Below are 21,926 nucleotides of genomic sequence, written 5' to 3' on the forward strand. Positions count from 1 at the left end.
GGTCCTATGTCACTAAATTTCCCGCTGTTGCTGGTCATCGCCGTGTTCGTCTGCGGCCTGTTGGCGTTGCTTGATCTGCTGATTCTGGCACCGCGTCGGCGGGCTGCCATTGCCTCTTATCAAGGCAGTGTCAGCCAGCCCGATATCGTGGTGGTCGAGAAACTGAACAAAGAGCCGCTGCTGGTTGAATACGGCAAGTCGTTCTTCCCGGTGTTGTTCATCGTGCTGGTGCTGCGTTCGTTCCTCGTGGAACCGTTCCAGATCCCGTCCGGCTCGATGAAACCGACCCTGGACGTCGGCGACTTCATTCTGGTGAACAAGTTTTCTTACGGGATCCGCCTGCCGGTGATCGACAAGAAAATCATCGAAGTCGGTGATCCGCAGCGCGGCGATGTGATGGTGTTTCGCTACCCGAGTGACCCGAACGTCAACTACATCAAGCGTGTAGTCGGCCTGCCGGGCGACACCGTGCGGTACACCGCTGACAAGCGTCTGTTCGTCAATGGCGAATCGGTTGCCGAACAATTGGCCGGTTCGGAGCCGGGCATGCTCGGCACTGCCGAGTTGTACAAAGAGAAACTCGGCGCCGCCGAACACCTGATCCGCAAGGAAATGAATCGCAATCGCGCCATTCCTGACCATACCTGGACCGTGCCTGCCGGGCACTACTTCATGATGGGCGACAACCGCGACAACTCGAACGACAGTCGTTTCTGGGATGATCCGAACATTCCCAAGGATCTGCTGGGCATGGTTCCCGACCAGAATATCGTCGGCAAGGCCTTCGCGGTCTGGATGAGCTGGCCGGATCCGAAATTCAGCCACCTGCCGAATTTCTCGCGGGTTGGCCTGATCAAGTAATCACACACGGCGCTGTTGACCACAGCGCCGAATGCATTTCTGGAGCCGGCACAATCGGCTTCGCTACAGCCAGGATTTAATTTTTGAACACAGCGTTAATTGTCCCAGGCCTGCGCCGTACCCCGGCGATGGCGGTGGAATCCAGCTTTGATCTCAGCGTGGGTAAACCGTGAGCGCCTCATTAAGCCGTCTCGAGCGTCAGCTCGGTTACACCTTCAAGGACCAGGAGCTGATGCTGCTGGCCCTCACGCACCGCAGTTTTGCCGGGCGCAACAATGAGCGTCTGGAGTTTCTCGGCGATGCCATCCTCAACTTCGTTGCCGGTGAGGCGCTTTTCGACCGTTTCCCGCTGGCCCGCGAAGGCCAGTTGTCGCGTTTGCGCGCACGCCTGGTAAAAGGTGAGACGCTGGCCGTACTGGCGCGCGGTTTCGACCTTGGCGATTACCTGCGTCTGGGCTCCGGTGAACTGAAAAGCGGCGGTTTCCGTCGCGAGTCGATTCTGGCCGATGCCCTCGAAGCGTTGATCGGCGCCATCTACCTCGACGCGGGCATGGATGTCGCTCGCGAGCGCGTACTGGCCTGGCTGGCCGGCGAGTTCGAAGGGCTGACGCTGGTCGACACCAACAAGGATCCCAAGACCCGTCTGCAGGAACACCTGCAATCGCGCGGTTGCGAACTGCCTCGTTACGAAGTGGTGGACATCCAGGGTGAACCGCACTGCCGAACCTTCTTCGTCGAGTGCGAAGTTGTCTTACTGAATGAAAAAAGCCGAGGTCAGGGTGTGAGCCGTCGTATTGCCGAACAGGTAGCGGCCGCCGCAGCACTGATTGCCCTGGGCGTGGAGAATGGCAATGACTGATACAAACGCAACTCGCTGTGGCTACGTTGCCATCGTCGGCCGTCCCAACGTCGGCAAGTCGACGCTGCTGAACCACATCCTCGGCCAGAAGCTCGCGATCACTTCGCGCAAGCCGCAGACCACTCGGCACAACATGCTCGGGATCAAGACCGAGGGTGACGTGCAGGCAATCTACGTCGACACCCCCGGCATGCACAAGGGTGGCGAAAAGGCCCTGAACCGCTACATGAACAAGACCGCTTCGGCGGCGTTGAAAGACGTCGACGTGGTGATCTTCGTCGTTGACCGCACCAAGTGGACCGACGAAGACCAGATGGTGCTGGAGCGCGTGCAATACGTGACCGGCCCGCTGATCGTCGCGCTGAACAAGACTGACCGCATCGAAGACAAGGCCGAGCTGATGCCGCACCTGTCGTGGTTGCAGGAACAGCTGCCGAACGCGCAGATCATTCCGATTTCCGCGCAGCACGGGCACAACCTCGAAGCGCTGGAAAAGGTCATCGCCGATCATCTGCCGGAGAACGATCACTTCTTCCCGGAAGACCAGATCACCGACCGCAGCAGCCGCTTCCTCGCCGCTGAACTGGTGCGCGAAAAGATCATGCGCCAGATGGGCGCCGAGCTGCCGTACCAGATCACCGTCGAAATCGAAGAGTTCAAGCAGCAGGGCAAGACCTTGCATATCCACGCGCTGATCCTCGTCGAGCGTGACGGCCAGAAGAAGATCATCATTGGCGACAAGGGCGAGCGCATCAAACGCATCGGCACCGAAGCGCGCAAGGACATGGAGCTGCTGTTCGACTCCAAAATCATGCTCAACCTGTGGGTCAAGGTGAAGGGCGGCTGGTCCGACGACGAGCGCGCGCTGCGTTCGCTGGGTTACGGCGATCTGTAAAAAAATATCGGTTCCTGTTTAACCAGAGAACCCTGTGGGAGCGGGCTTGCCCGCGATGAGGATGTAATGTTCAGCAGAGATGTTGAATGTGCATCCGCCATCGCGGGCAAGCCCGCTCCCACATTTGGTTTATGTTGATCTCAAGACTGCGTTTCTTCATCGAGAACTCAATGTCGCAAAGCCCACCCCCCGCCCAACCTGCCTACGTTCTGCATTCGCGCGCCTATCGTGAAACCAGCGCGTTGGTGGACTTCCTCACGCCGCAAGGTCGGCTGCGGGCGGTGTTGCGCAGTGCGCGGGGCAAGGCCGGGACACTGGCGCGGCCGTTCGTGCCGCTGGAAGTGGAGTTTCGCGGCAAGGGTGAGCTGAAGAATGTCGGGCGCATGGAAAGTGCCGGTAACGCGACCTGGATGGTCGGCGAGGCGCTGTTCAGCGGCCTCTACCTCAATGAATTACTGATCCGTTTGCTCCCTGCTGAAGATCCGCACCCGGCGGTGTTTGATCACTATGCCGCTACCTTGCTGGCGCTGGCTGAAGGCCGGCCGTTGGAACCTTTATTGCGCTCCTTCGAATGGCGTCTACTGGACGATCTCGGCTACGGTTTTTCCATGAACACTGACATCCACGGCGAACCTGTCGCGCCGGACGGCCTCTATCGTCTGCAAGTGGATGCTGGCCTTGAGCGTGTCTACCTGCTGCAGCCGGGTCTGTTCAACGGCGTTGAATTACTGGCCATGGCCGAAGCCGACTGGACAGCGCCCGGCGCACTGTCCGCCGCCAAACGCCTGATGCGTCAGGCACTGGCTGTTCACCTGGGCGGTCGTCCCCTCGTTAGCCGGGAGCTGTTTCGCAAGCCCTGATCTCACCGTATGCTGTGCGCCGAATCTTTTTCTTCAGGAGCGCGCATCCGTGACCACCAGCAATCGCATTCTTCTTGGCGTGAACATCGACCACGTCGCCACCCTGCGTCAGGCCCGTGGTACGCGCTACCCGGATCCGGTCAAGGCTGCGCTCGACGCGGAAGAGGCGGGCGCCGACGGCATCACCGTGCACCTGCGTGAAGACCGCCGGCATATTCAGGAACGCGACGTACTGTTGCTCAAGGATGTGCTGCAAACCCGCATGAACTTCGAAATGGGCGTCACCGAAGAAATGATGGCGTTCGCTGAGCGTATCCGCCCGGCGCACATTTGCCTGGTGCCGGAAACCCGCCAGGAACTGACCACTGAAGGCGGTCTGGATGTGGCGGGGCAGGAAGAGCGCATCAGGGCAGCGGTCGAGCGTCTGTCGAAAATCGGCAGCGAAGTGTCGCTGTTCATCGATGCCGATGAGCGCCAGATTGCTGCGTCGAAACGTGTAGGCGCACCGGCGATCGAACTGCACACCGGGCGTTATGCCGATGCCGAGACCCCGACCGAAGTGGCGGAAGAATTGAAGCGTGTGGCGGACGGCGTGGCGTTTGGTCTGGCGCAGGGGCTGATCGTCAATGCCGGCCATGGCCTGCACTACCACAACGTTGAAGCGGTGGCGGCGATCAAGGGCATCAATGAACTGAACATCGGCCATGCGCTGGTGGCGCATGCATTGTTCGTGGGTTTCAAATCCGCTGTCTCTGAAATGAAATCGCTGATTCTGGCTGCTGCGCTCAAAGGCTGAAGTCGGCGGCGCTGCCATCGCGGGCAAGCCACGCTCCCACAGGTTCGTGGATCTCCTGTGGGAGCGTGGCTTGCCCGCGATGGCGTCATCAAAGACAACGAAAATTCAGAGCGGGGCAGGTTCCTGGGCGGGTTTCGACTTGTCGATACCCGGAACATGCAGATTGCCTTCAGCGACCTGATCACCCTCAAGCTGCGGCTGCGTCACCCAGGTCAAAATGTCGTAGTAACGACGAATGTTCGCCACAAAGTGCACCGGCTCGCCGCCCCGGGCGTAGCCATAGCGGGTCTTGCTGTACCACTGCTTCTGCGAGAGGCGCGGCAGCATCTTCTTCACATCCAGCCACTTGTCCGGGTTCAGGCCTTCGCGGGACGCCAGTTTGCGTGCGTCATCCAGGTGACCGCTGCCGACGTTGTACGCCGCCAGGGCAAACCAGGTGCGGTCCGGCTCCTGAATCGAATCATCGAGCTGATCCTTCATATAGGCGAGGTACTTGGCGCCGCCCATGATGCTTTGCTTCGGATCAAGACGGTTGGATACGCCCATCGCCTGAGCAGTGTTCTGCGTCAGCATCATCAAGCCGCGCACGCCGGTTTTCGAAGTGACCGTCGGTTGCCACAGCGACTCCTGATAACCGATCGCGGCGAGCAGGCGCCAGTCGACTTTCTCTTTCTTGGCGTAGGTCTTGAAGTGCTGTTCATATTTGGGCAGACGCTGCTGCAAGTGCTGGGCAAACGTCGTGGCGCCCATGTAACCGAGGACGTCGACGTGGCCGTAGTAGCGATCTTTCAGTCGTTGCAGGGTGCCGTTTTTCTGCACTTTGTCGAGGTAGGCGTTGATCTCGTTGAGCAGGCTGTTGTCTTCGCCCGGTCCCACGGCCCAGCTCTGGCTGCGCGCATCGCCAAGGTCGAAGGCCACCCGGATGTTGGTGAAGTACACCTGATTCATCGCCACTTCGTTGGAGTCGACCAGCGTCAGGTCGATCTGACCTTCATCGACCATGCGCAGCAAGTCGACCACCTCGACGGCGTCGGACTCTTCGTATTCGATGCCCGGAAATTTCTTTTTCAGCTCGGCCAGTTGTTCGGCGTGGGTGCTGCCCTTGAGCACCATGATTTTCTTGCCCACCAGATCACCGGGGTCCGTCGGCCGTGACTGGCCGTTGCGATAAATGATCTGTGGAGTCACTTCGAGGTAGGAGTGGGAGAAACGCACCTGTTTTTTGCGTTGTTCGCCGCTGACCAGACCGGCAGCCGCCAGGACCGGGCCGTTCGGTTTACCGATCTGGTCAAACAGGTCGTCGAGGTTGTCGGCGGTCTCGATCTTCAGTTCCACACCCAAATCGTCGGCGAAGCGCTTCACCAGCTCGTATTCGAAGCCGGTTTCACCGCTGCGATCCTGAAAGTAGGTGGCGGGGCTGTTACGGGTAATCACCCGCAGCACACCATCCTCCTTTACGCGCTCGAGTGTGTTGGGTTTATCAACACAGCCACCGAGCATCAGGAAGAGTCCGGTTGCGATCAGCCATTTGGCGTACCGCGGACGCAAAGCCGTTGGGAAAAACATTTGCGCAGTATACGCAAAGGACCACGGGCGCCATATCTCGACAGTTGCGGGCAGGTCTGCTAGACATCACAAAATCGAGCGAAACCCCGCAGGAATGGGGCCGAAGGGCATTTTGTTACCGTAAAAATAAGCCTTCGTCGTATGCCGGATAAATTTGACTCTCAAGGCAGAAACACAGATTGATATCCGAGTGCAACCGTGCGTAGCGTTTCGGGTGATGTTGAGGGCGGTTTAGGCTAGAATGCACGGCCTCAAAGCACACCCCTTCCCGAGGCTGTCCCGAAGATGTTGATCCTGCGCGGCGCTCCTGCCCTTTCTGCCTTTCGCCACAGCAAACTCCTTGAGCAACTGAGCCAGAAGGTTCCAGCTGTCAGTGGCCTGTATGCTGAATTCGCTCACTTCGCCGAAGTCACCGGCGTCCTGACCGGCGACGAACAGCAGGTGCTTGCGCGCCTTCTGAAGTACGGTCCAAGCGTTCCGGTACAAGAGCCGACCGGTCGTCTGTTCCTGGTGTTGCCACGTTTCGGCACCATCTCGCCATGGTCGAGCAAGGCCAGCGACATCGCTCGCAACTGCGGCCTGAGCAAGATCCAGCGTCTGGAGCGCGGAATCGCGTTCTACGTAGCCGGCCAGTTCAGCGAAGCCGAAGCCCAGCAGATTGCCGATGTCCTGCATGACCGCATGACCCAGATCGTTCTGGCCAACCTCGAGCAGGCCGCCGGTCTGTTCAGCCACGCCGAGCCGAAGCCGCTGACCGCGATCGACATCCTCGGCGGCGGTCGCGCCGCGCTGGAAAAGGCCAACACCGAGCTGGGCCTGGCCCTGGCCGAAGACGAGATCGACTATCTGGTCAACGCCTTCAACGGTCTCAAGCGCAACCCGCACGACATCGAACTGATGATGTTCGCCCAGGCCAACTCCGAGCACTGCCGCCACAAGATCTTCAACGCCAGTTGGGATATTGATGGTGAGAACCAGGAAAAAAGCCTGTTCGGCATGATCAAGAACACCTACGTGATGCACAGCGAAGGCGTTCTGTCGGCTTATAAGGACAACGCCTCGGTAATCGTCGGCAACGTTGCCGGCCGTTTCTTCCCGAACCCTGAGACCCGCCAGTACGGTGCGGTGCAGGAGCCGGTGCACATCCTGATGAAGGTTGAAACGCACAACCACCCGACCGCGATTGCCCCGTTCCCGGGCGCATCTACCGGTTCCGGTGGCGAGATCCGCGACGAAGGTGCTACCGGCCGTGGCGCCAAGCCAAAGGCTGGCCTGACCGGTTTCACCGTATCCAACCTGCAAATCCCGGGCTTCGAACAGCCATGGGAAGTGCCGTACGGCAAGCCTGAGCGCATCGTTACCGCGCTGGACATCATGATCGAAGGTCCGCTGGGCGGCGCCGCGTTCAACAACGAATTCGGTCGTCCGGCCCTGACTGGCTACTTCCGTACCTTCGAACAATCGATCACCACCCCGCACGGTGACGAAGTTCGTGGTTACCACAAGCCGATCATGCTGGCTGGCGGCATGGGCAACATCCGCGAAGAGCACGTCAAGAAAGGCGAAATCGTCGTCGGCTCCAAGCTGATCGTGCTCGGCGGTCCGGCGATGCTCATCGGTCTGGGCGGCGGTGCCGCTTCCTCGATGGCCACCGGTACCAGCTCGGCGGACCTGGACTTCGCTTCCGTACAGCGTGAAAACCCTGAAATGGAGCGTCGTTGCCAGGAAGTCATCGACCGTTGCTGGCAGCTGGGCGACAAGAACCCGATCAGCTTCATCCACGACGTGGGCGCGGGCGGTCTGTCCAACGCCTTCCCGGAACTGGTCAACGACGGCGACCGCGGTGGCCGTTTCGAACTGCGCAACATTCCAAACGACGAGCCGGGCATGGCCCCGCACGAAATCTGGTCCAACGAATCCCAGGAACGTTACGTTCTGGCGGTTGGCCCGGAAGACTTCGAGCGCTTCCAGGCGATCTGCGAACGCGAGCGTTGCCCGTTTGCCGTTGTCGGTGAGGCCACCGCCGAACCGCAGCTTACTGTCACGGATAGCCACTTCGGCAACAACCCGGTGGACATGCCACTGGAAGTGTTGCTGGGCAAGGCGCCACGCATGCACCGTTCGGTGGTGCGTGAAGCCGAACTGGGCGATGACTTCGATCCGTCGAACCTCGACATCACCGAGTCCATCGAGCGCGTTCTGCATCACCCGGCCGTGGCGAGCAAGAGTTTCCTGATCACCATCGGTGACCGCACCATCACCGGCCTCGTGGCCCGTGACCAAATGGTTGGCCCGTGGCAGGTTCCAGTGGCCGACGTTGCTGTCACCGCCACCAGCTTCGACGTCTACACCGGTGAAGCCATGGCAATGGGCGAGCGCACTCCGCTGGCGCTGCTGGACGCCCCGGCGTCGGGCCGCATGGCCATCGGCGAAACCCTGACCAACATTGCCGCTTCGCGCATCAACAAGATCTCCGACATCAAACTGTCGGCGAACTGGATGTCGGCTGCCGGCCACCCGGGCGAAGACGCACGTCTGTACGACACCGTGAAAGCGGTCGGCATGGAACTGTGCCCTGAGCTGGGTATCACCATTCCGGTGGGCAAGGACTCGATGTCCATGGCCACTCGCTGGAACGACAACGGCGAAGAAAAAACCGTGACCTCGCCGATGTCGCTGATCGTGACCGGTTTCGCGCCAGTGGCTGACATCCGTCAGACCCTGACCCCGGAACTGCGCATGGACAAGGGCACCACCGACCTGATCCTGATCGACCTCGGTCGCGGTCAGAACCGGATGGGCGCCTCGATCCTCGCTCAGGTTCACGGCAAACTCGGCAAGCACGCGCCGGACGTCGATGACGCCGAAGACCTGAAAGCCTTCTTTGCGGTCATTCAAGGCCTCAACGCCGACGGTCACCTGCTGGCTTACCACGACCGTTCCGACGGTGGTCTGCTGACGTCTGTAGTGGAAATGGCTTTCGCCGGCCACTGCGGTCTGAGCCTGAACCTGGACAGCGTTGCCGAATCCTCGGCGGAAATCGCCGCGATCCTGTTCAACGAAGAGCTGGGTGCGGTGATTCAGGTTCGTCAGGACGCCACGCCAGATATCCTCGCGCAATTCAGCGCGGCCGGTCTGGGCGACTGCGTGTCGGTGATCGGTCAGCCGATCAACAATGGCCAGATCAACATCACCTTCAACGGTGACACCGTGTTCGAAGGCCAGCGTCGTCTGCTGCAACGTCAGTGGGCCGAGACCAGCTACCAGATCCAGCGTCTGCGCGACAACGCCGACTGCGCCGAGCAAGAGTTCGACGTGTTGCTGGAAGAAGACAATCCGGGCCTGAGCGTCAAGCTGAGCTACGACGTCAACCAGGACATCGCCGCGCCTTACATCAAGAAAGGCATCCGCCCACAAGTTGCCGTGCTGCGTGAGCAGGGCGTCAACGGTCAGGTGGAGATGGCAGCCGCGTTCGACCGCGCCGGTTTCAACGCGATCGACGTGCACATGAGCGACATTCTCGCTGGCCGCGTCGACCTGAACGAGTTCAAAGGTCTGGTGGCGTGCGGTGGTTTCTCCTACGGCGACGTTCTCGGCGCCGGTGAAGGCTGGGCCAAGTCGGCGCTGTTCAACAGCCGCGCCCGCGATGCGTTCCAGGGCTTCTTCGAGCGTAACGACAGCTTCACCCTCGGCGTGTGTAACGGTTGCCAGATGATGTCCAACCTGCACGAGCTGATCCCGGGCAGCGAGTTCTGGCCGCACTTCGTGCGTAACCGCTCCGAGCAGTTCGAAGCGCGCGTGGCGATGGTGCAGATCCAGGAATCGAACTCGATCTTTCTGCAGGGCATGGCCGGTTCGCGTATGCCGATCGCCATTGCTCACGGTGAAGGTCATGCCGAGTTCTCCAGCGAAGAAGCACTGCTGGAAGCGGATCTGTCGGGTTGCGTGGCGATGCGTTTCGTCGACAACCATGGCAAGGTCACCGAGCGTTATCCGGCCAACCCGAACGGTTCGCCGCGCGGGATCACTGGTCTCACCAGCCGTGATGGCCGTGTGACGATCATGATGCCGCACCCGGAGCGTGTGTTCCGTGCGGTGCAGAACTCGTGGCGTTCGGAAGACTGGAACGAGGACGCTCCTTGGATGCGTATGTTCCGTAACGCTCGCGTCTGGGTTAACTAAGCGTCGTGTACAAGCTGGCGTTTTTTGTTCCTGACAGTCATGTCGAGGTGGTCAAAGGCGCTGTGTTCGCTGCGGGTGGTGGGCGGATCGGTGACTATGACCACTGTGCTTGGCAGGTGCTTGGCTTGGGCCAGTTTCGACCGTTGGACGGGAGTCAGCCGTTTATTGGGGAGGCGGGGCAGGTTGAGCGGGTTGAGGAATTGAAGGTTGAGCTTGTTGTTGCGGATGAGTTGATTGTTGCTGTTGTGGCGGCTTTGAAGCTTAGTCATCCGTACGAGACGCCGGCTTATGAGGTGTGGCGGCTGGAAGATTTCTGATCTTTCTTGCTGCTTAAACAGGAAACCCGCAGATGAGTGATTGTCTGCGGGTTTTTTGTTGTCTGCGATTTGAAGGGCGACTTCATTCCACTGTGGGAGCTGGCTTGCCAGCGATGGCGCCCTTATAGGCGACCATGCTCTGGCTGACTGGGTGAATATCCGTTTCTTCGGTTGCTGCGGCTGGCGGTTTCGCCCTTACGGCGACTCACTTTTTTTACAAACGCCTAAAAAAAGTAAGCAAAAAAACGCTTGCCCCAACGTTCGGCCCACTCGCTAAAGCTCGGGGTTCCTTCGCTCCGGGTTTCATCCGGGGCATCGCCTCCGGTTTGCTTCGCTGCACCTCCTCTCGATGTCCTCCCCGGATGAATCCCTCCACTCAGCCTGCCGACGGGGCCTGTGGATCAAGATCAAGAGCTGCAGCCGAGCTAACGCTCATCCTGTTGAGTGGTGAGAAGCAGGAGCGAGTAAGTGGCGCTGCTTTGCTTTTCTGTGGGAGCTGGCTTGCCAGCGATGGCGGCCTGACAGCCGACCAGTCTCTATCTGGATGCACACAATCCAATTGTGGGAGTGAGCCTGCTCGCGATAGCGACCTCACAACCAACCAATCACCCGCAGATGTACCTCAATCCCTGTGGGAGCTGGCTTGCCAGCGATGGCGGCCTGACAGCCGACCAGTCTCTATCTGGATGCACACAATCCAATTGTGGGAGTGAGCCTGCTCGCGATAGCGACCTCACAACCAACCAATCACCCGCAGATGTACCTCAATCCCTGTGGGAGCTGGCTTGCCAGCGATGGCGGCCTGACAGACGACCAGTCTCTATCTGGATGCACGCAATCCAACTGTGGGAGCCAGCCTGCTGGCGATGAGGCCGCCCAGCCACCCCATCACCCAAGGCTGTTTAAAAATGCATCAAATCACCAGAACCTTCCCACAAGGTTTTCAGGTTGTCCGTCGGACGTCCGGTCTCTAGTCTTTGGTTGTCACCGCAAATCGGTGATCGGGTGTGAGAACCCGGTAAGAGGTTTTAATCAAACGTCAGTAGCACCATAATCGCCGCCAGCTCATTTGCTGCCGGTAATGTTCTATGGCGGCTGTGTGCGGGCGGACTTCGGTTCGGCCGGGTTGATCTCTTACCGGTTTCTCACTCCGTACATAGCTGCCACCTCTTCGTCGCGTGAGAAACGACCAGTGATGGCTTCAATCATTTGATTAGAGATCATTGCAATGACCAAGCCCGTCCCCGACCCACCCGAAACCACCACCCCACTCGAAGAAGCCCTCCGCGCCGAAGAGCAAGCCCGAAACCGCGAAGCCATCAAACGCGCCCTCGACTTCTACCTGTGCCCCGAGCCCGCAAAGCCCCGCCGACCGAGCACCATGTTCATGGTCTGCCCCCAAGTCGACACCGAAAGCCTGCTCGCCCACGCCTGCGAATCGTTAGCCTCGGCAAGCACCGCCGCCAGCAACTTCGCCAATGAGCTAAGCGGTTCTCAGCGCAGCACGGTATTAGGCATCCAGCAAATCGTCATGCTCGCCGAACTGGCGGTAAACCGTGCGCTGGATCGGGTAGACCCACAAACCTGATCCATTGGGGGTATCGAAAACAGGCTCGCCCCATTTGAATAGGGCGAGCCTGCTCAAGCGCACGACTTTGGAAAACTGTCGCTCGCGGCTCAATCGCAGCTTCAGATGTGACGTTGACCGTTCATCGGAAACACTCGCTGACCTGTAATTTCTGACAGTGGTGCGATTCCGCCAACTCCTGTCTGATAAGCCTTCCATCCAAAACTGGTAAGAAGGAACTTAGCTATGTCTGTTGATAAAAATGCTGTGCCTGCAATTACTTCTGTGAAAGACGATCAAGGCTCAGAGATTCCCAACGGTGGCACCACTACGGCAACTACTGTGCATCTGAGCGGGTCGGCAGTTGCTGGAGAGAATGTTCAAATTTTGGACAGTGTTGTTGTGAAGGGACAAGTAGTTGCGACTGCTGCCGGACACTGGGCTCTGAGCCTGACGGGTTTGACGCGAGCTCTTCATTCGATTACCGCGAGAGGAGAGGCTGGTTTTTCACCTGCTCGTACATTTACTGTTATTGCAGGGAAGTAACCGATAAAAAGCCGCTGTGCCTCATAGCGCAGCGGCCTTCATTGATCAGTGATTCCGTTGGATTTTGCTGCGGTTTAAACCTTGGCACTGACCTCACTGCGATTGACTAACGCCTCCAGCTCTCCACTCAAACTCGCCGCCTTGTCCCCCACCAGCAAATGCCAGACCCCACCCTCCAACTGGCTGACACCCTGACAACCCAGCTCTTTCAACTGGGCCTCAGACAAGGCCTTGGCATCTGCCAGCAACAAGCGAATCCGGCTCATCGCAATGCAGTCCAGTTGCAGCACATTGTCGCTACCACCCAGCGCTTTCAGCCATTGCTGAGCTTCCGACCCCGAGACCACAACCGCCTTCGCTTCTTCGACAACCACTACAGGTGCAGCCACAAGCGCCCGGCCCAATGCCGGCATCGCCAGGCGAATCTCATCAGCAATGCTGTCAGCCATCGGTCCGACGACAACCTGCAGACTGCCGCCCTTGCCCGGGCGTACAACCGCCATCGCACCCAGCGCTTTCAGATCAGCATCCGATGCCTTGTTGCGATCAACCATCTCCAGGCGCAACCGCGTGGTGCACGCACCGACAGTCACCAGGTTCTCGGCACCGCCCAAGGCTTTGATGTACGCAGCGGCGCGCTCGTTTTCTGTCAGCACAGATTTCTCGGCTGCGGCCACGTCTTCACGGCCCGGCGTTTTCAGATTGAAACGGCGGATACAGAAGTCGAACACCGCGTAATAGATGACCGCATAAGCCAGCCCCACCGGAATCACCAACCAGCCATTGGTCGAGCGGCCCCAGCCCAGGACCATGTCGATAAAACCGCCGGAGAAGGTGAAGCCGAGGTGAATGTTCAGCGCATTGGTAATCGCCATCGACAACCCGGTCAGCAGCGCATGCAGCAAATACAACAGCGGCGCCAGAAACATGAAGGCGAATTCGATCGGCTCGGTCACCCCGGTCAAAAACGAAGTCAAAGCCATCGACAGGAAAATCCCGCCCATCACTTTGCGGCGTTCCGGCAGGGCGTTGCGGTACATCGCCAGACACGCCGCCGGCAGGCCGAAGATCATCATCGGGAACATACCGGTCATGAACTGGCCGCCCTTCGGATCGCCAGCGAAGTAGCGCGACAGGTCACCAGTGACCAGTGCGCCGGTGGTTGGATCAGTGAAGTTGCCGAACACGAACCACGCCATGTTGTTGAGGATGTGGTGCAGGCCAGTGACGATCAGCAAGCGGTTGAACACGCCAAACACGAACGCACCAATGCTGCCGCTTTCCATCATCAAGGCGCCGAAGCTGTTGATGCCGTGCTGGATCGGCGGCCAGATGTAGCCGAACACCACGCCCAACCCGACCGCAGCGAACCCGGTGACAATCGGTACAAACCGTCGGCCACCAAAGAACGCCAGGTACTCCGGCAGCTTGATGTCCTTGAAGCGGTTGTACAGCGCGCCGGCCATCAAGCCGCTGACGATCCCGGCGAGCATGCCCATGTTGATGCTCGCGTCGAGCACCTTGAGGGTGGAGATCATCACCAGATAACCGATCACCCCGGCCAGGCCTGCGGTGCCGTTGTTGTCCTTGGCGAAACCGACGGCGATGCCGATGGCGAAGATCATTGCCAGGTTGGCGAAGATCACTTGGCCGGCATCGTGGATGATCGCGATGTTCAGCAGGTCGGTGTCGCCCAGACGCAGTAGCAGGCCGGCGATCGGCAGGATCGCGATCGGCAGCATCAGCGCACGGCCGAGGCGTTGCAGGCCTTCGATGAAGAGTTGGTACATGGTGGTTCTCCCTGCTCTTTTATAGAGAGCTTTTTGTTAGCGCAGAGGCCAATGTTGGTGGCAGGCATGACGCACCGCTGCGGCGCTGCTCAGCTTGAGCAGGTCGCGGGCGAGGCGTTGGCATTCGGTTTCGTGCAACTGGCGCACGCGATCCTTGATTTCACCGATCTGCACCGGGCTCACCGACAGTTCAGTGACGCCGAGGCCGATCAACACCGGCGTCGCCAGCGGATCCGAGGCGAGGGCGCCGCAGACGCCGACCCAACGCTTGTGCACCGCCGCGCCTTCACAGGTCATGGCGATCAAACGCAGCAGAGCAGGGTGCAGGGCGTCGACGCGGGCGGCCAGACCGGCGTGATCGCGGTCCATGGCCAGGGTGTATTGCGACAGATCGTTGGTGCCGATGGAGAGGAAGTCGGCATGTTCGGCCAATTGCTCGGCTTGCAGCGCGGCGGCGGGGACTTCGATCATGACGCCGATTTCCGGGCGTTGACTGATGTTCAGCTCCAGGCATAACGCCTCGACGCGCTGACGGATGTGCAGCAGTTCGTCGACTTCAGTGACCATCGGTAACAGGATGCGGCAGCGCTGTAACGGGCTGACTTGCAGCAGCGCGCGCAGTTGCTGGTCGAGGATTTCTGGTCGGGCCTGCGCCAGTCGAATGCCGCGCAAGCCGAGTACCGGGTTGGCCTCGGCGGGCAGTGGCAAGTAGTCGAGTTGCTTGTCGCCGCCGACGTCGATGGTGCGGATGATCACCGATTTATCGCCCATCGCGTCGATCACGGCTTGATAGGCACTGCGCTGTTCTTCGACATCCGGCGCGGTCTGGCGATCAACGAAGAGAAACTCGGTGCGCAGCAGACCGACACCGTCGGCGCCGTTGGCAAAGGCGTCCGCCGCTTCAGCACTTGAGGCGACGTTGGCGACCACTTCGATCGCCACACCATTGCGCGTTTCCGCCGGCAGATGAGCCTTGGCTTGTTGAACGTCGCGGCGCTGTTTGCGTTCGAGTTGCGCTTGCTGAACTTCAGCCAGGCGCTCGGTATTCGGTGCCAGTTCGAGGCGCCCACCATCAGCATCAAGCACCACCGCTTGGCCCTGCGGTTGATCAAGCAATGCTGCACCCAGAGCGACCATGCACGGCAGACCTTTGCCGCGCGCCAGAATCGCCACGTGAGAAGTCGCGCCGCCCTCGGCCATGCACAATCCGGCGACACCTTGCGCGCTCAGTTGCAGCAGATCCGAGGGGGTAAGTTCATGGGCTGCGACGATGGCGCCGGCCGGCACGTCGTAATGCCAGGCTTCGCCGAGCAGGGCACGCAGCACCCGTTGCTTGAGGTCGCGCAAGTCGTTGGCGCGTTCGGCCAGCAGCGCGCTACCGGTGTGCTGGAGCACTTCGCACTGGATATCAATCGACTGACCCCAGGCGTGAGTCGCTGCTGTGCCTTGCTCGATGGATTGTTGTGCGGCGTCGAGCAGGGCCGGGTCTTCGAGCAGTGCCAGATGCGCAGCGAAGATCGCTTCTTCGTCGGCATTCTTCTGCTTTTTGGCTTGGGTGAGGGTGCTGTCGATTTCGCAGCGAACCTGATTCAGTGCGGTGTCGAGGTTTTGCAGTTGCTGTACCGGGTCATGATTGCCTGCATCCACTGGCAAACTGATCGCGTTCAAGCGAAACAGCGGGCCACCGACCAGTCCCGGCGCGGCGCAAACGCCGTGCAGAACGCCAGCCTCGGCCGCACGTTTAAGAGGCGCAACACTTACCGGTGCGGCAGCGTGATGGTCATCCGGCAAAGCAGTCGCCAATGCCGTGAGCAAGGCTTGCAGCGCGGCTTCGGCGTCCGAACCCTGACAGCTGACCTGCACTTCATCCTGCTCGCCGATCGCCAGCCCCATCAATCCGATCAGGCTGTTGCACGGCGCCGATTTACCGGCGAAGTGCAACTGCGACTGACTCTTGAAACCTTGCGCGGTCTGCCGAATCAACGCGGCAGGGCGCGCATGCAAACCGCCGCGATGAGCAACCAGGACATGTCCATGAACTTCAGGCCCGCCCACCTCTTCAGCATTAGCCGACGAACTGTTGCGCGCGACGATGTGCAATAGCGGCTCGCCGACTTTTACCGCTTTCAGTGTGATCGGTCGCACCTGAAAATCCTGGCTGTTGGTCAGGATCAACAGGCTGACCAGGCTTTTGCATTGCTGACCGACCTTGTCCAGGTCGTAACGCAACAGCGGCTGACCTTTGCTGACGCGTAGGCCTTCCTTGACCAGCATCGAGAAGCCTTCGCCGTTCAGTTCAACGGTGTCGAGGCCCAGGTGCAGGAGGATTTCTGCGCCATTGTCGGCGCGCACGGTCAACGCATGGCCGGTGCGTGCGACGTGGATGATCACGCCGGCGCACGGCGAGTACAGGGTGTCGTTGACGGGATCGATGGCAATGCCATCGCCCATCGCGCCGCTGGCGAACACTGCGTCCGGGACTTTGGCGAGCGTGAGCACCGGGCCGCTGAGCGGGGCGCTGAGGGTCAGCTCTTTATTGTTGTTGTACATGGCTCGGTCTCATCAGGTGTGCAGTCATTCGGGCTTAGTGCGTACGCGTAACTTTGCTCAGGTGGCGCGGCTGATCCGGGTCCATGCCACGGGCTACGGCGAGGCCTGCGGCCATCACGTAGAAACTCTGGATGGCCAGAATCGGATCAAGGGCCGGGTGTTCGGCGCGGCTCAGGGTCAAGTCGCGTTCGCTCACGTCGTCCGGTGCGGCCAGCAACACGCGGGCGCCGCGCTGGCGCATTTCTGCCGCGAGGCTCAACAGGCCGGCCTGCTCGGCACCGCGTGGGGCGAAGACCAGCAGCGGGTAGTGTTCGTCGATCAGCGCCATCGGGCCGTGACGGACCTCGGCGCTGCTGAACGCTTCGGCTTGAATGGCCGAGGTTTCCTTGAATTTCAGCGCCGCCTCTTGGGCGATGGCAAAACCGGCGCCACGACCAATGACCATCAGGCGTTCGCAATCGCGCAGTGCTTCGATGGCCACGCTCCAGTCCTGTTGCGCGGCTTCTCGCAGGCCTTCGGGCAGAGCGTTATGAGCCTGGAGCAATTCGCTGTCTTCTTTCCAGTGCGCGATCAACCGGGCGCTGGCGCTGAGGGTGGCGATAAAGCTTTTGGTCGCGGCGACGCTGCTTTCGGTACCGGCGAGCAATGGCACGCTGAATTCACACGCAGCTTCCAGTGGCGAATCGGCGGCGTTGACCATCGACACACTGAGCGCGCCACGCTTGCGCAACAGACGCAGGCTGTTGACCAGATCCGGGCTCTGACCCGACTGTGAAAAGGCGAACGCGACCTGACCGCTGACTTTCAACGGCGCCTGCTGCATGGTCACCACCGACATCGGCAACGACGCAACGGGTACGCCCAGTTGCTGCATGGTCAGGTAGGCGAAGTAGCTCGCCGCATGATCGGAACTGCCGCGTGCAACGGTCATCGCCACTTGCGGTGGCTGACGGCGCAGGCGTCCGGCGATCTCGATCATCTGTGGATCGAGTTGCTCCAGTTGGGCTTGCACGGCCTCGAACGAGGACAGCGCCTCTTCAAGCATTTTTGAAGTCAATGTCTTCTCCTTCGACCATGACGGCGGTCAGTGTGAGTGAGCGATCCAGCCGCACGCAGTCGGCCCAGGCGCCTGGTTCAAGGCGCCCGCGTTCGGTGATGCCGAGGTAGTCGGCGGGGAATTGCGAAAGACGTTGCGAGGCCTCACTGATCGGCAAACCGATCTTCACCAGGTTGCGCAGGGCCTGATCCATGGTCAGGGTGCTGCCGGCCAGCGTGCCGTCGGGCAGGCGCACGCCGCCCAGGCATTTGGTTACGGTGTGGCTGCCAAGCTTGTACTCACCGTCGGGCATGCCGGCGGCAGCGGTCGAATCGGTGACGCAATACAGGCATGGGATCGAACGCAGGGCCACGCGAATGGCGCCGGGATGCACGTGCAGCAAATCCGGGATCAATTCGGCGAATTTGGCGTGGGCCAGTGCCGCGCCGACGATGCCGGGCTCGCGGTGATGCAGCGGGCTCATGGCGTTGTACAAATGGGTGAAGCTGGTGGCACCAGCTTCCAGTGCGGCGACGCCTTCCTCGTAACTGCCGAGGGTGTGGCCGATCTGCATGCGCACGCCACGGCTGCTCAGTTCTCGGATCAAACCGTCATGGCCGGCGATTTCCGGGGCGATGGTGATCACGCGGATCGGGGCCAGCGCCAGGTATTCTTCGACTTCGGCCATCAACGCGGTGTGGGCAAAGTTCGGTTGTGCACCGAGTTTGCCGGGATTGATGTACGGGCCTTCGAGGTGCACGCCGAGTACCCGCGCGGCGCCTTGCGGACGCTGTTCGCAGAATACTCCGACCTCTTTGAGCACACTGGAGATCTCGGCGCTCGGTGCGGTCATGGTCGTGGCCAGCAGCGAGGTGGTGCCGAAGCGCACGTGGGTTTTGGTGATGGTCTCGAACGCGCTGGCGCCTTCCATGATGTCTTTGCCGCCACCGCCGTGGACATGCAGGTCGATGAAGCCGGGCAGCAGATAGGGCAGGTCATTGGTCGCCGGATCGCACGGCACGCCTTCAATCGACACGACTTTGCCGTGTTCGTGGACCAGCCGGCCGCGAATCCAGCCGCTGGCGGTAAGGATGTTGTCTTCGGACATTTCGGTTCTCGCTTTGGGCCGTTTTAGCGGCGCAGCTCTGCAACAAAGTCGTAGTAGTCGTTGCGGCAATAGGTGTCGGTGACTTCGATCGGCGTGTTGTCTTCCAGGTAGCCGACCCGGGTCATCAGCAGCATGGCGGTGCCGGGGGCGATGCCGACCAGCGCGGCGAACTCGTCCGAGGCGTTGATCGCCTGAATGTGCTGAAGGGCGCGGACAATCGGTTTGCCGATGCCGTCGAGGTATTCGTAAAGCGAATCGCCCACCAATTGTGGCTTGGGCATGATCGAGGCGGGCAGGGTGCTCATCTCGATCGCCATCACCGTGTCGTCGGCTTTGCGCAGGCGTTTCATGCGCGCGACCTTGTCGTTCGGCGACAGGCTCAGGCGGATCAATTCTTCGTGGGTCGGCAGGGTGATTTCCCGCTCCAGCCACTGTGAGCTGGGCACAAAACCCTTGAGGCGGAGCATCTCGCTGAAACCCGAAAGGCGTGACAGCGGTTGTTCCAGGCGTGGCGTAATGAATGTGCCGGAACCCTGCAAGCGACGGATCAGACCTTGATCGAGCAAGACCTCCAGTGCTTTGCGGGCAGTGACCCGGGAGATGCCGAGCTGTTCACTGAGATTGCGCTCGGATGGCATCGCCTGTTCGGCTTTCCACTGCCCGGCATGAATCGCTGCTTCCAGGTTGCGCGCCAGTTGCAGGTACAGCGGCGTCGGCTGGGAGTCATCTGGGCGTAGGGCGTGGAAGTCGTTCATGTAGGTCATTTCCGGCGCGAGTATAGGATTGTTGTGGCTCGCTTGTGAGGCGGAAATTAATACCACTTGAATACCATGTCAACGCAGGGAAATGGTTCATGGCCTAATGAAATGGCGGTTTCTAGGGGTGATGGTTTTAAGTGGTATTAGGGGTGGGCTTTAAAAAGCAAAAGATCGCAGTCTGCGGCAGCGCTTACAGTGGGAAGTGGTATCAACCCTGTAGGCGCTGCCGCAGACTGCGATCTTTTGATTTATTTTTTTCGGAGTGACCGGTGGTCAGTCTTTACGGGCGAATCTCGATCATCGTGCCATCCGGCACCAGGCCCCAGACTTCGCGCATGTCCATGTTACGCATGGCGATGCAGCCGTCGGTCCAGTCCAGTGTGTGGAACAGGTCCTCGGGGTTTTCCTCGGTGTCGGGGGTGCCGTGGATCATGATCATCCCCCCAGGCTCGACGCCTTCACGCCGGGCGCGTGCCGAATCGCTGATGTTCGGGTAGGAGATGTGCATTGCCAGGTTGAATTTTTCGCTGACCTTGCGCCAGTCGATCCAATAGAAACCTTCAGGTGTGCGTTTGTCGCCCTCAATCAGTTTCGGCCCTTTTTTCGCGCCCTTACCCAGGGAAATGCGATAGGTCTTGAGTGGCTTGCCGTCGACGATCAGCTGCAGTTGATGGGCGGATTTGAGAACCAGAACTTTCTCGATCAGAGGTGTCTTTGACGGCGTCACGGTGGTCACGAATGACGCTTGCGAGACCGTGACGAATGACAGGCAAAACAGGGCAAGCAACCAACGCATTGAAACGATTCCCCAGGAAGTGACGCAAATATGACGTTAAGTGTAGAAGCTGCCGCAGGCTGCGATCTTTTGATCTTCTAGCCGGTGCCGTCGCCGGATCAAATAATGACCGGCTGGGCCAGCGGCGGAATCGATTCGGAACGAACCGGGTAGGCCTCGGCGCGCCGATCAGCGAAGAAGCATTCTAAGGTACGCCCCACCGTGCGGAAAGCCAGCTCATCCCATGGAATGTCGGCTTCGTCGAATAGTTGCACTTCGAGGCTCTCGGGGCCGGCGGCGAAATCCAGGTCGACCAGCTCGGCGCGGAAGAACACATGCACCTGACTGATGTGCGGCACGTCGATCAGCGTATAGATGCTCAGGTTGCGTACCCGGGCGCAGGCTTCCTCGGCGGTTTCGCGGATCGCAGCCTGCTCGATGGTCTCACCGTTTTCCATGAAACCAGCGGGCAGCGTCCAGTAACCGAGGCGCGGCTCGATGGCGCGACGGCAGAGCAATACTTTAGAGCCCCAGGTCGCGACACAACCGGCAACGATGTTGGGATTCTGATAGTGAATGGTCTGACAGCTGTCACAGACAAATCGCAGCCGCGAGTCGCCTTCGGGAATGCGCTGTGTCACCGGGTTGCCGCACTGGCTGCAAAATTTCATGCTGGGGTTCCTGAATGCTGCGCCTATCTTGGCGTGCAGCGGTGCCGGTCGGCAAGTTGTCGTTTCGCGACATGCTCCGGCGAGGGGCTTGGGCGGCCGCTATGATTGGTGCATGATGCCGGGTAAGGCACAGATCGAGAACACTCATGCTGGACGAGCTACTGCATCGGGTAAGCAACCACACACCGCGCACGCTGGAGACCGACACACGTTTCCCCGAGGCCGCCGTGCTGGTGCCGATCACCCGCAGTGCCGAGCCTGAGCTGGTACTCACTCTGCGTGCCAGCGGTCTCTCGACCCATGGCGGCGAAGTCGCCTTCCCGGGTGGGCGCCGCGATCCGGAAGACCCTGACCTGATTTTCACCGCCTTGCGTGAAGCCGAAGAAGAGATTGGCCTGCCGCCGGGACTGGTCGAAGTGATCGGCCCGCTGAGCCCGTTGATCTCTCTGCATGGAATCAAGGTCACACCTTACGTTGGCGTGATCCCCGATTTTGTCGAGTACCAGCCCAACGACGCGGAAATCGCCGCCGTGTTCAGTGTCCCCCTCGAATTCTTCCGCAAGGATCCCCGCGAACACACCCATCGCATCGACTATCAGGGCCGTAGCTGGTACGTACCGAGTTATCGCTACGGCGAGTTCAAGATCTGGGGGCTGACGGCGATCATGATCGTCGAGTTGATCAATCTGCTCTATGACGCGAAGATTAGTCTGCATCAACCGCCTAAAAGCTTTATTAACACGTAAGCCATCGTTCGAATGGCCATCCCCGTGAGCCCTGAGGAAAACA

At 60.0% G+C, this 21,926-nt stretch carries 18 protein-coding genes; 10 read left to right on the forward strand and 8 right to left on the reverse strand.

Annotation, left to right across the window (positions count from 1 at the left end; genetic code table 11):
• Positions 1-6 precede the first annotated feature (6 nt).
• The 5 genes from lepB (at position 7) to pdxJ (ending at position 4,271) form a co-directional block, all read left to right on the forward strand.
• Entirely contained in the window at positions 7-861 is an 855-nt protein-coding gene (lepB, locus tag KI231_RS05290; protein WP_213027637.1) for a signal peptidase I, read from the forward strand.
• A gap of 169 nt (positions 862-1,030) precedes the next feature.
• The gene (gene rnc, locus KI231_RS05295; protein WP_103306375.1) at positions 1,031-1,720 is read left to right on the forward strand and encodes a ribonuclease III; all 690 of its coding nucleotides are present in this window, start codon (positions 1,031-1,033) and stop codon (positions 1,718-1,720) included.
• Entirely contained in the window at positions 1,713-2,615 is a 903-nt protein-coding gene (era, locus tag KI231_RS05300; RefSeq protein ID WP_016771562.1) for a GTPase Era, read from the forward strand. Before rnc ends, era begins: the two co-directional genes overlap by 8 nt.
• Before the next feature lie 170 nt (positions 2,616-2,785).
• A complete protein-coding gene (recO, locus tag KI231_RS05305) occupies positions 2,786-3,475 on the forward strand; it encodes a DNA repair protein RecO (RefSeq protein WP_213027638.1) in 690 nt (229 codons plus the stop codon).
• 49 nt (positions 3,476-3,524) lie between these two features.
• Entirely contained in the window at positions 3,525-4,271 is a 747-nt protein-coding gene (gene pdxJ / locus KI231_RS05310) for a pyridoxine 5'-phosphate synthase (RefSeq protein ID WP_103306377.1), read from the forward strand.
• Between the two features lie 105 nt (positions 4,272-4,376).
• Here the strand turns inward: pdxJ and mltF are convergent, their stop codons facing one another.
• Positions 4,377-5,837, reverse strand: coding sequence for a membrane-bound lytic murein transglycosylase MltF (mltF, locus tag KI231_RS05315; protein WP_213027639.1), 1,461 nt, complete (start codon positions 5,835-5,837; stop codon positions 4,377-4,379).
• A gap of 285 nt (positions 5,838-6,122) precedes the next feature.
• On the opposite strand from mltF, the gene purL reads away from it, so the two are divergent.
• The 4 genes from purL (at position 6,123) to KI231_RS05335 (ending at position 12,449) form a co-directional block, all read left to right on the forward strand.
• Positions 6,123-10,019: a phosphoribosylformylglycinamidine synthase gene (gene purL, locus KI231_RS05320; RefSeq protein ID WP_122843207.1), complete on the forward strand. Its 3,897-nt coding sequence runs from the start codon at positions 6,123-6,125 to the stop codon at positions 10,017-10,019.
• Between the two features lie 5 nt (positions 10,020-10,024).
• Positions 10,025-10,336, forward strand: coding sequence for a YqfO family protein (locus tag KI231_RS05325; protein ID WP_213027640.1), 312 nt, complete (start codon positions 10,025-10,027; stop codon positions 10,334-10,336).
• A 1,228-nt stretch (positions 10,337-11,564) separates the two neighbouring features.
• Positions 11,565-11,924: a DUF6124 family protein gene (locus KI231_RS05330; RefSeq protein WP_213027641.1), complete on the forward strand. Its 360-nt coding sequence runs from the start codon at positions 11,565-11,567 to the stop codon at positions 11,922-11,924.
• Between the two features lie 225 nt (positions 11,925-12,149).
• Positions 12,150-12,449 carry a hypothetical protein gene (locus KI231_RS05335; protein ID WP_213027642.1) on the forward strand — a complete coding sequence of 100 codons (300 nt, stop codon included), beginning with the start codon at positions 12,150-12,152 and terminating at the stop codon, positions 12,447-12,449.
• Between the two features lie 74 nt (positions 12,450-12,523).
• Here KI231_RS05335 and nagE read toward each other — a convergent pair whose 3' ends face one another.
• The 7 genes from nagE to KI231_RS05370 form a co-directional block, all read right to left on the reverse strand.
• Positions 12,524-14,239 (reverse strand): N-acetylglucosamine-specific PTS transporter subunit IIBC, encoded by a 1,716-nt coding sequence (gene nagE / locus KI231_RS05340; protein WP_213027643.1) that lies wholly within the window; start codon positions 14,237-14,239, stop codon positions 12,524-12,526.
• Positions 14,240-14,275: 36 nt separating this feature from the next.
• Entirely contained in the window at positions 14,276-16,789 is a 2,514-nt protein-coding gene (ptsP, locus tag KI231_RS05345; RefSeq protein WP_213027644.1) for a phosphoenolpyruvate--protein phosphotransferase, read from the reverse strand.
• Positions 16,790-16,823: 34 nt separating this feature from the next.
• Positions 16,824-17,846: an SIS domain-containing protein gene (locus KI231_RS05350; protein WP_213027645.1), complete on the reverse strand. Its 1,023-nt coding sequence runs from the start codon at positions 17,844-17,846 to the stop codon at positions 16,824-16,826.
• The gene (nagA, locus tag KI231_RS05355) at positions 17,827-18,933 is read right to left on the reverse strand and encodes an N-acetylglucosamine-6-phosphate deacetylase (RefSeq protein WP_213027646.1); all 1,107 of its coding nucleotides are present in this window, start codon (positions 18,931-18,933) and stop codon (positions 17,827-17,829) included. The genes KI231_RS05350 and nagA overlap by 20 nt, the downstream gene beginning before the upstream one ends.
• A gap of 23 nt (positions 18,934-18,956) precedes the next feature.
• On the reverse strand, positions 18,957-19,688 hold the full coding sequence (locus KI231_RS05360; RefSeq protein WP_103306386.1) for a GntR family transcriptional regulator: 732 nt from the start codon (positions 19,686-19,688) through the stop codon (positions 18,957-18,959).
• A gap of 283 nt (positions 19,689-19,971) precedes the next feature.
• Positions 19,972-20,487 (reverse strand): L,D-transpeptidase family protein, encoded by a 516-nt coding sequence (locus KI231_RS05365; protein ID WP_123534340.1) that lies wholly within the window; start codon positions 20,485-20,487, stop codon positions 19,972-19,974.
• A gap of 98 nt (positions 20,488-20,585) precedes the next feature.
• Positions 20,586-21,137 carry an NUDIX hydrolase gene (locus KI231_RS05370; RefSeq protein ID WP_213027647.1) on the reverse strand — a complete coding sequence of 184 codons (552 nt, stop codon included), beginning with the start codon at positions 21,135-21,137 and terminating at the stop codon, positions 20,586-20,588.
• 146 nt (positions 21,138-21,283) lie between these two features.
• Here KI231_RS05370 and KI231_RS05375 point away from each other — a divergent pair, with 146 nt between their 5' ends.
• Positions 21,284-21,883, forward strand: coding sequence for a CoA pyrophosphatase (locus KI231_RS05375; protein WP_123534344.1), 600 nt, complete (start codon positions 21,284-21,286; stop codon positions 21,881-21,883).
• Positions 21,884-21,926 lie beyond the last annotated feature (43 nt).

It is taken from the genome of Pseudomonas sp. Seg1, from assembly GCF_018326005.1.
Classification (GTDB): domain Bacteria; phylum Pseudomonadota; class Gammaproteobacteria; order Pseudomonadales; family Pseudomonadaceae; genus Aquipseudomonas.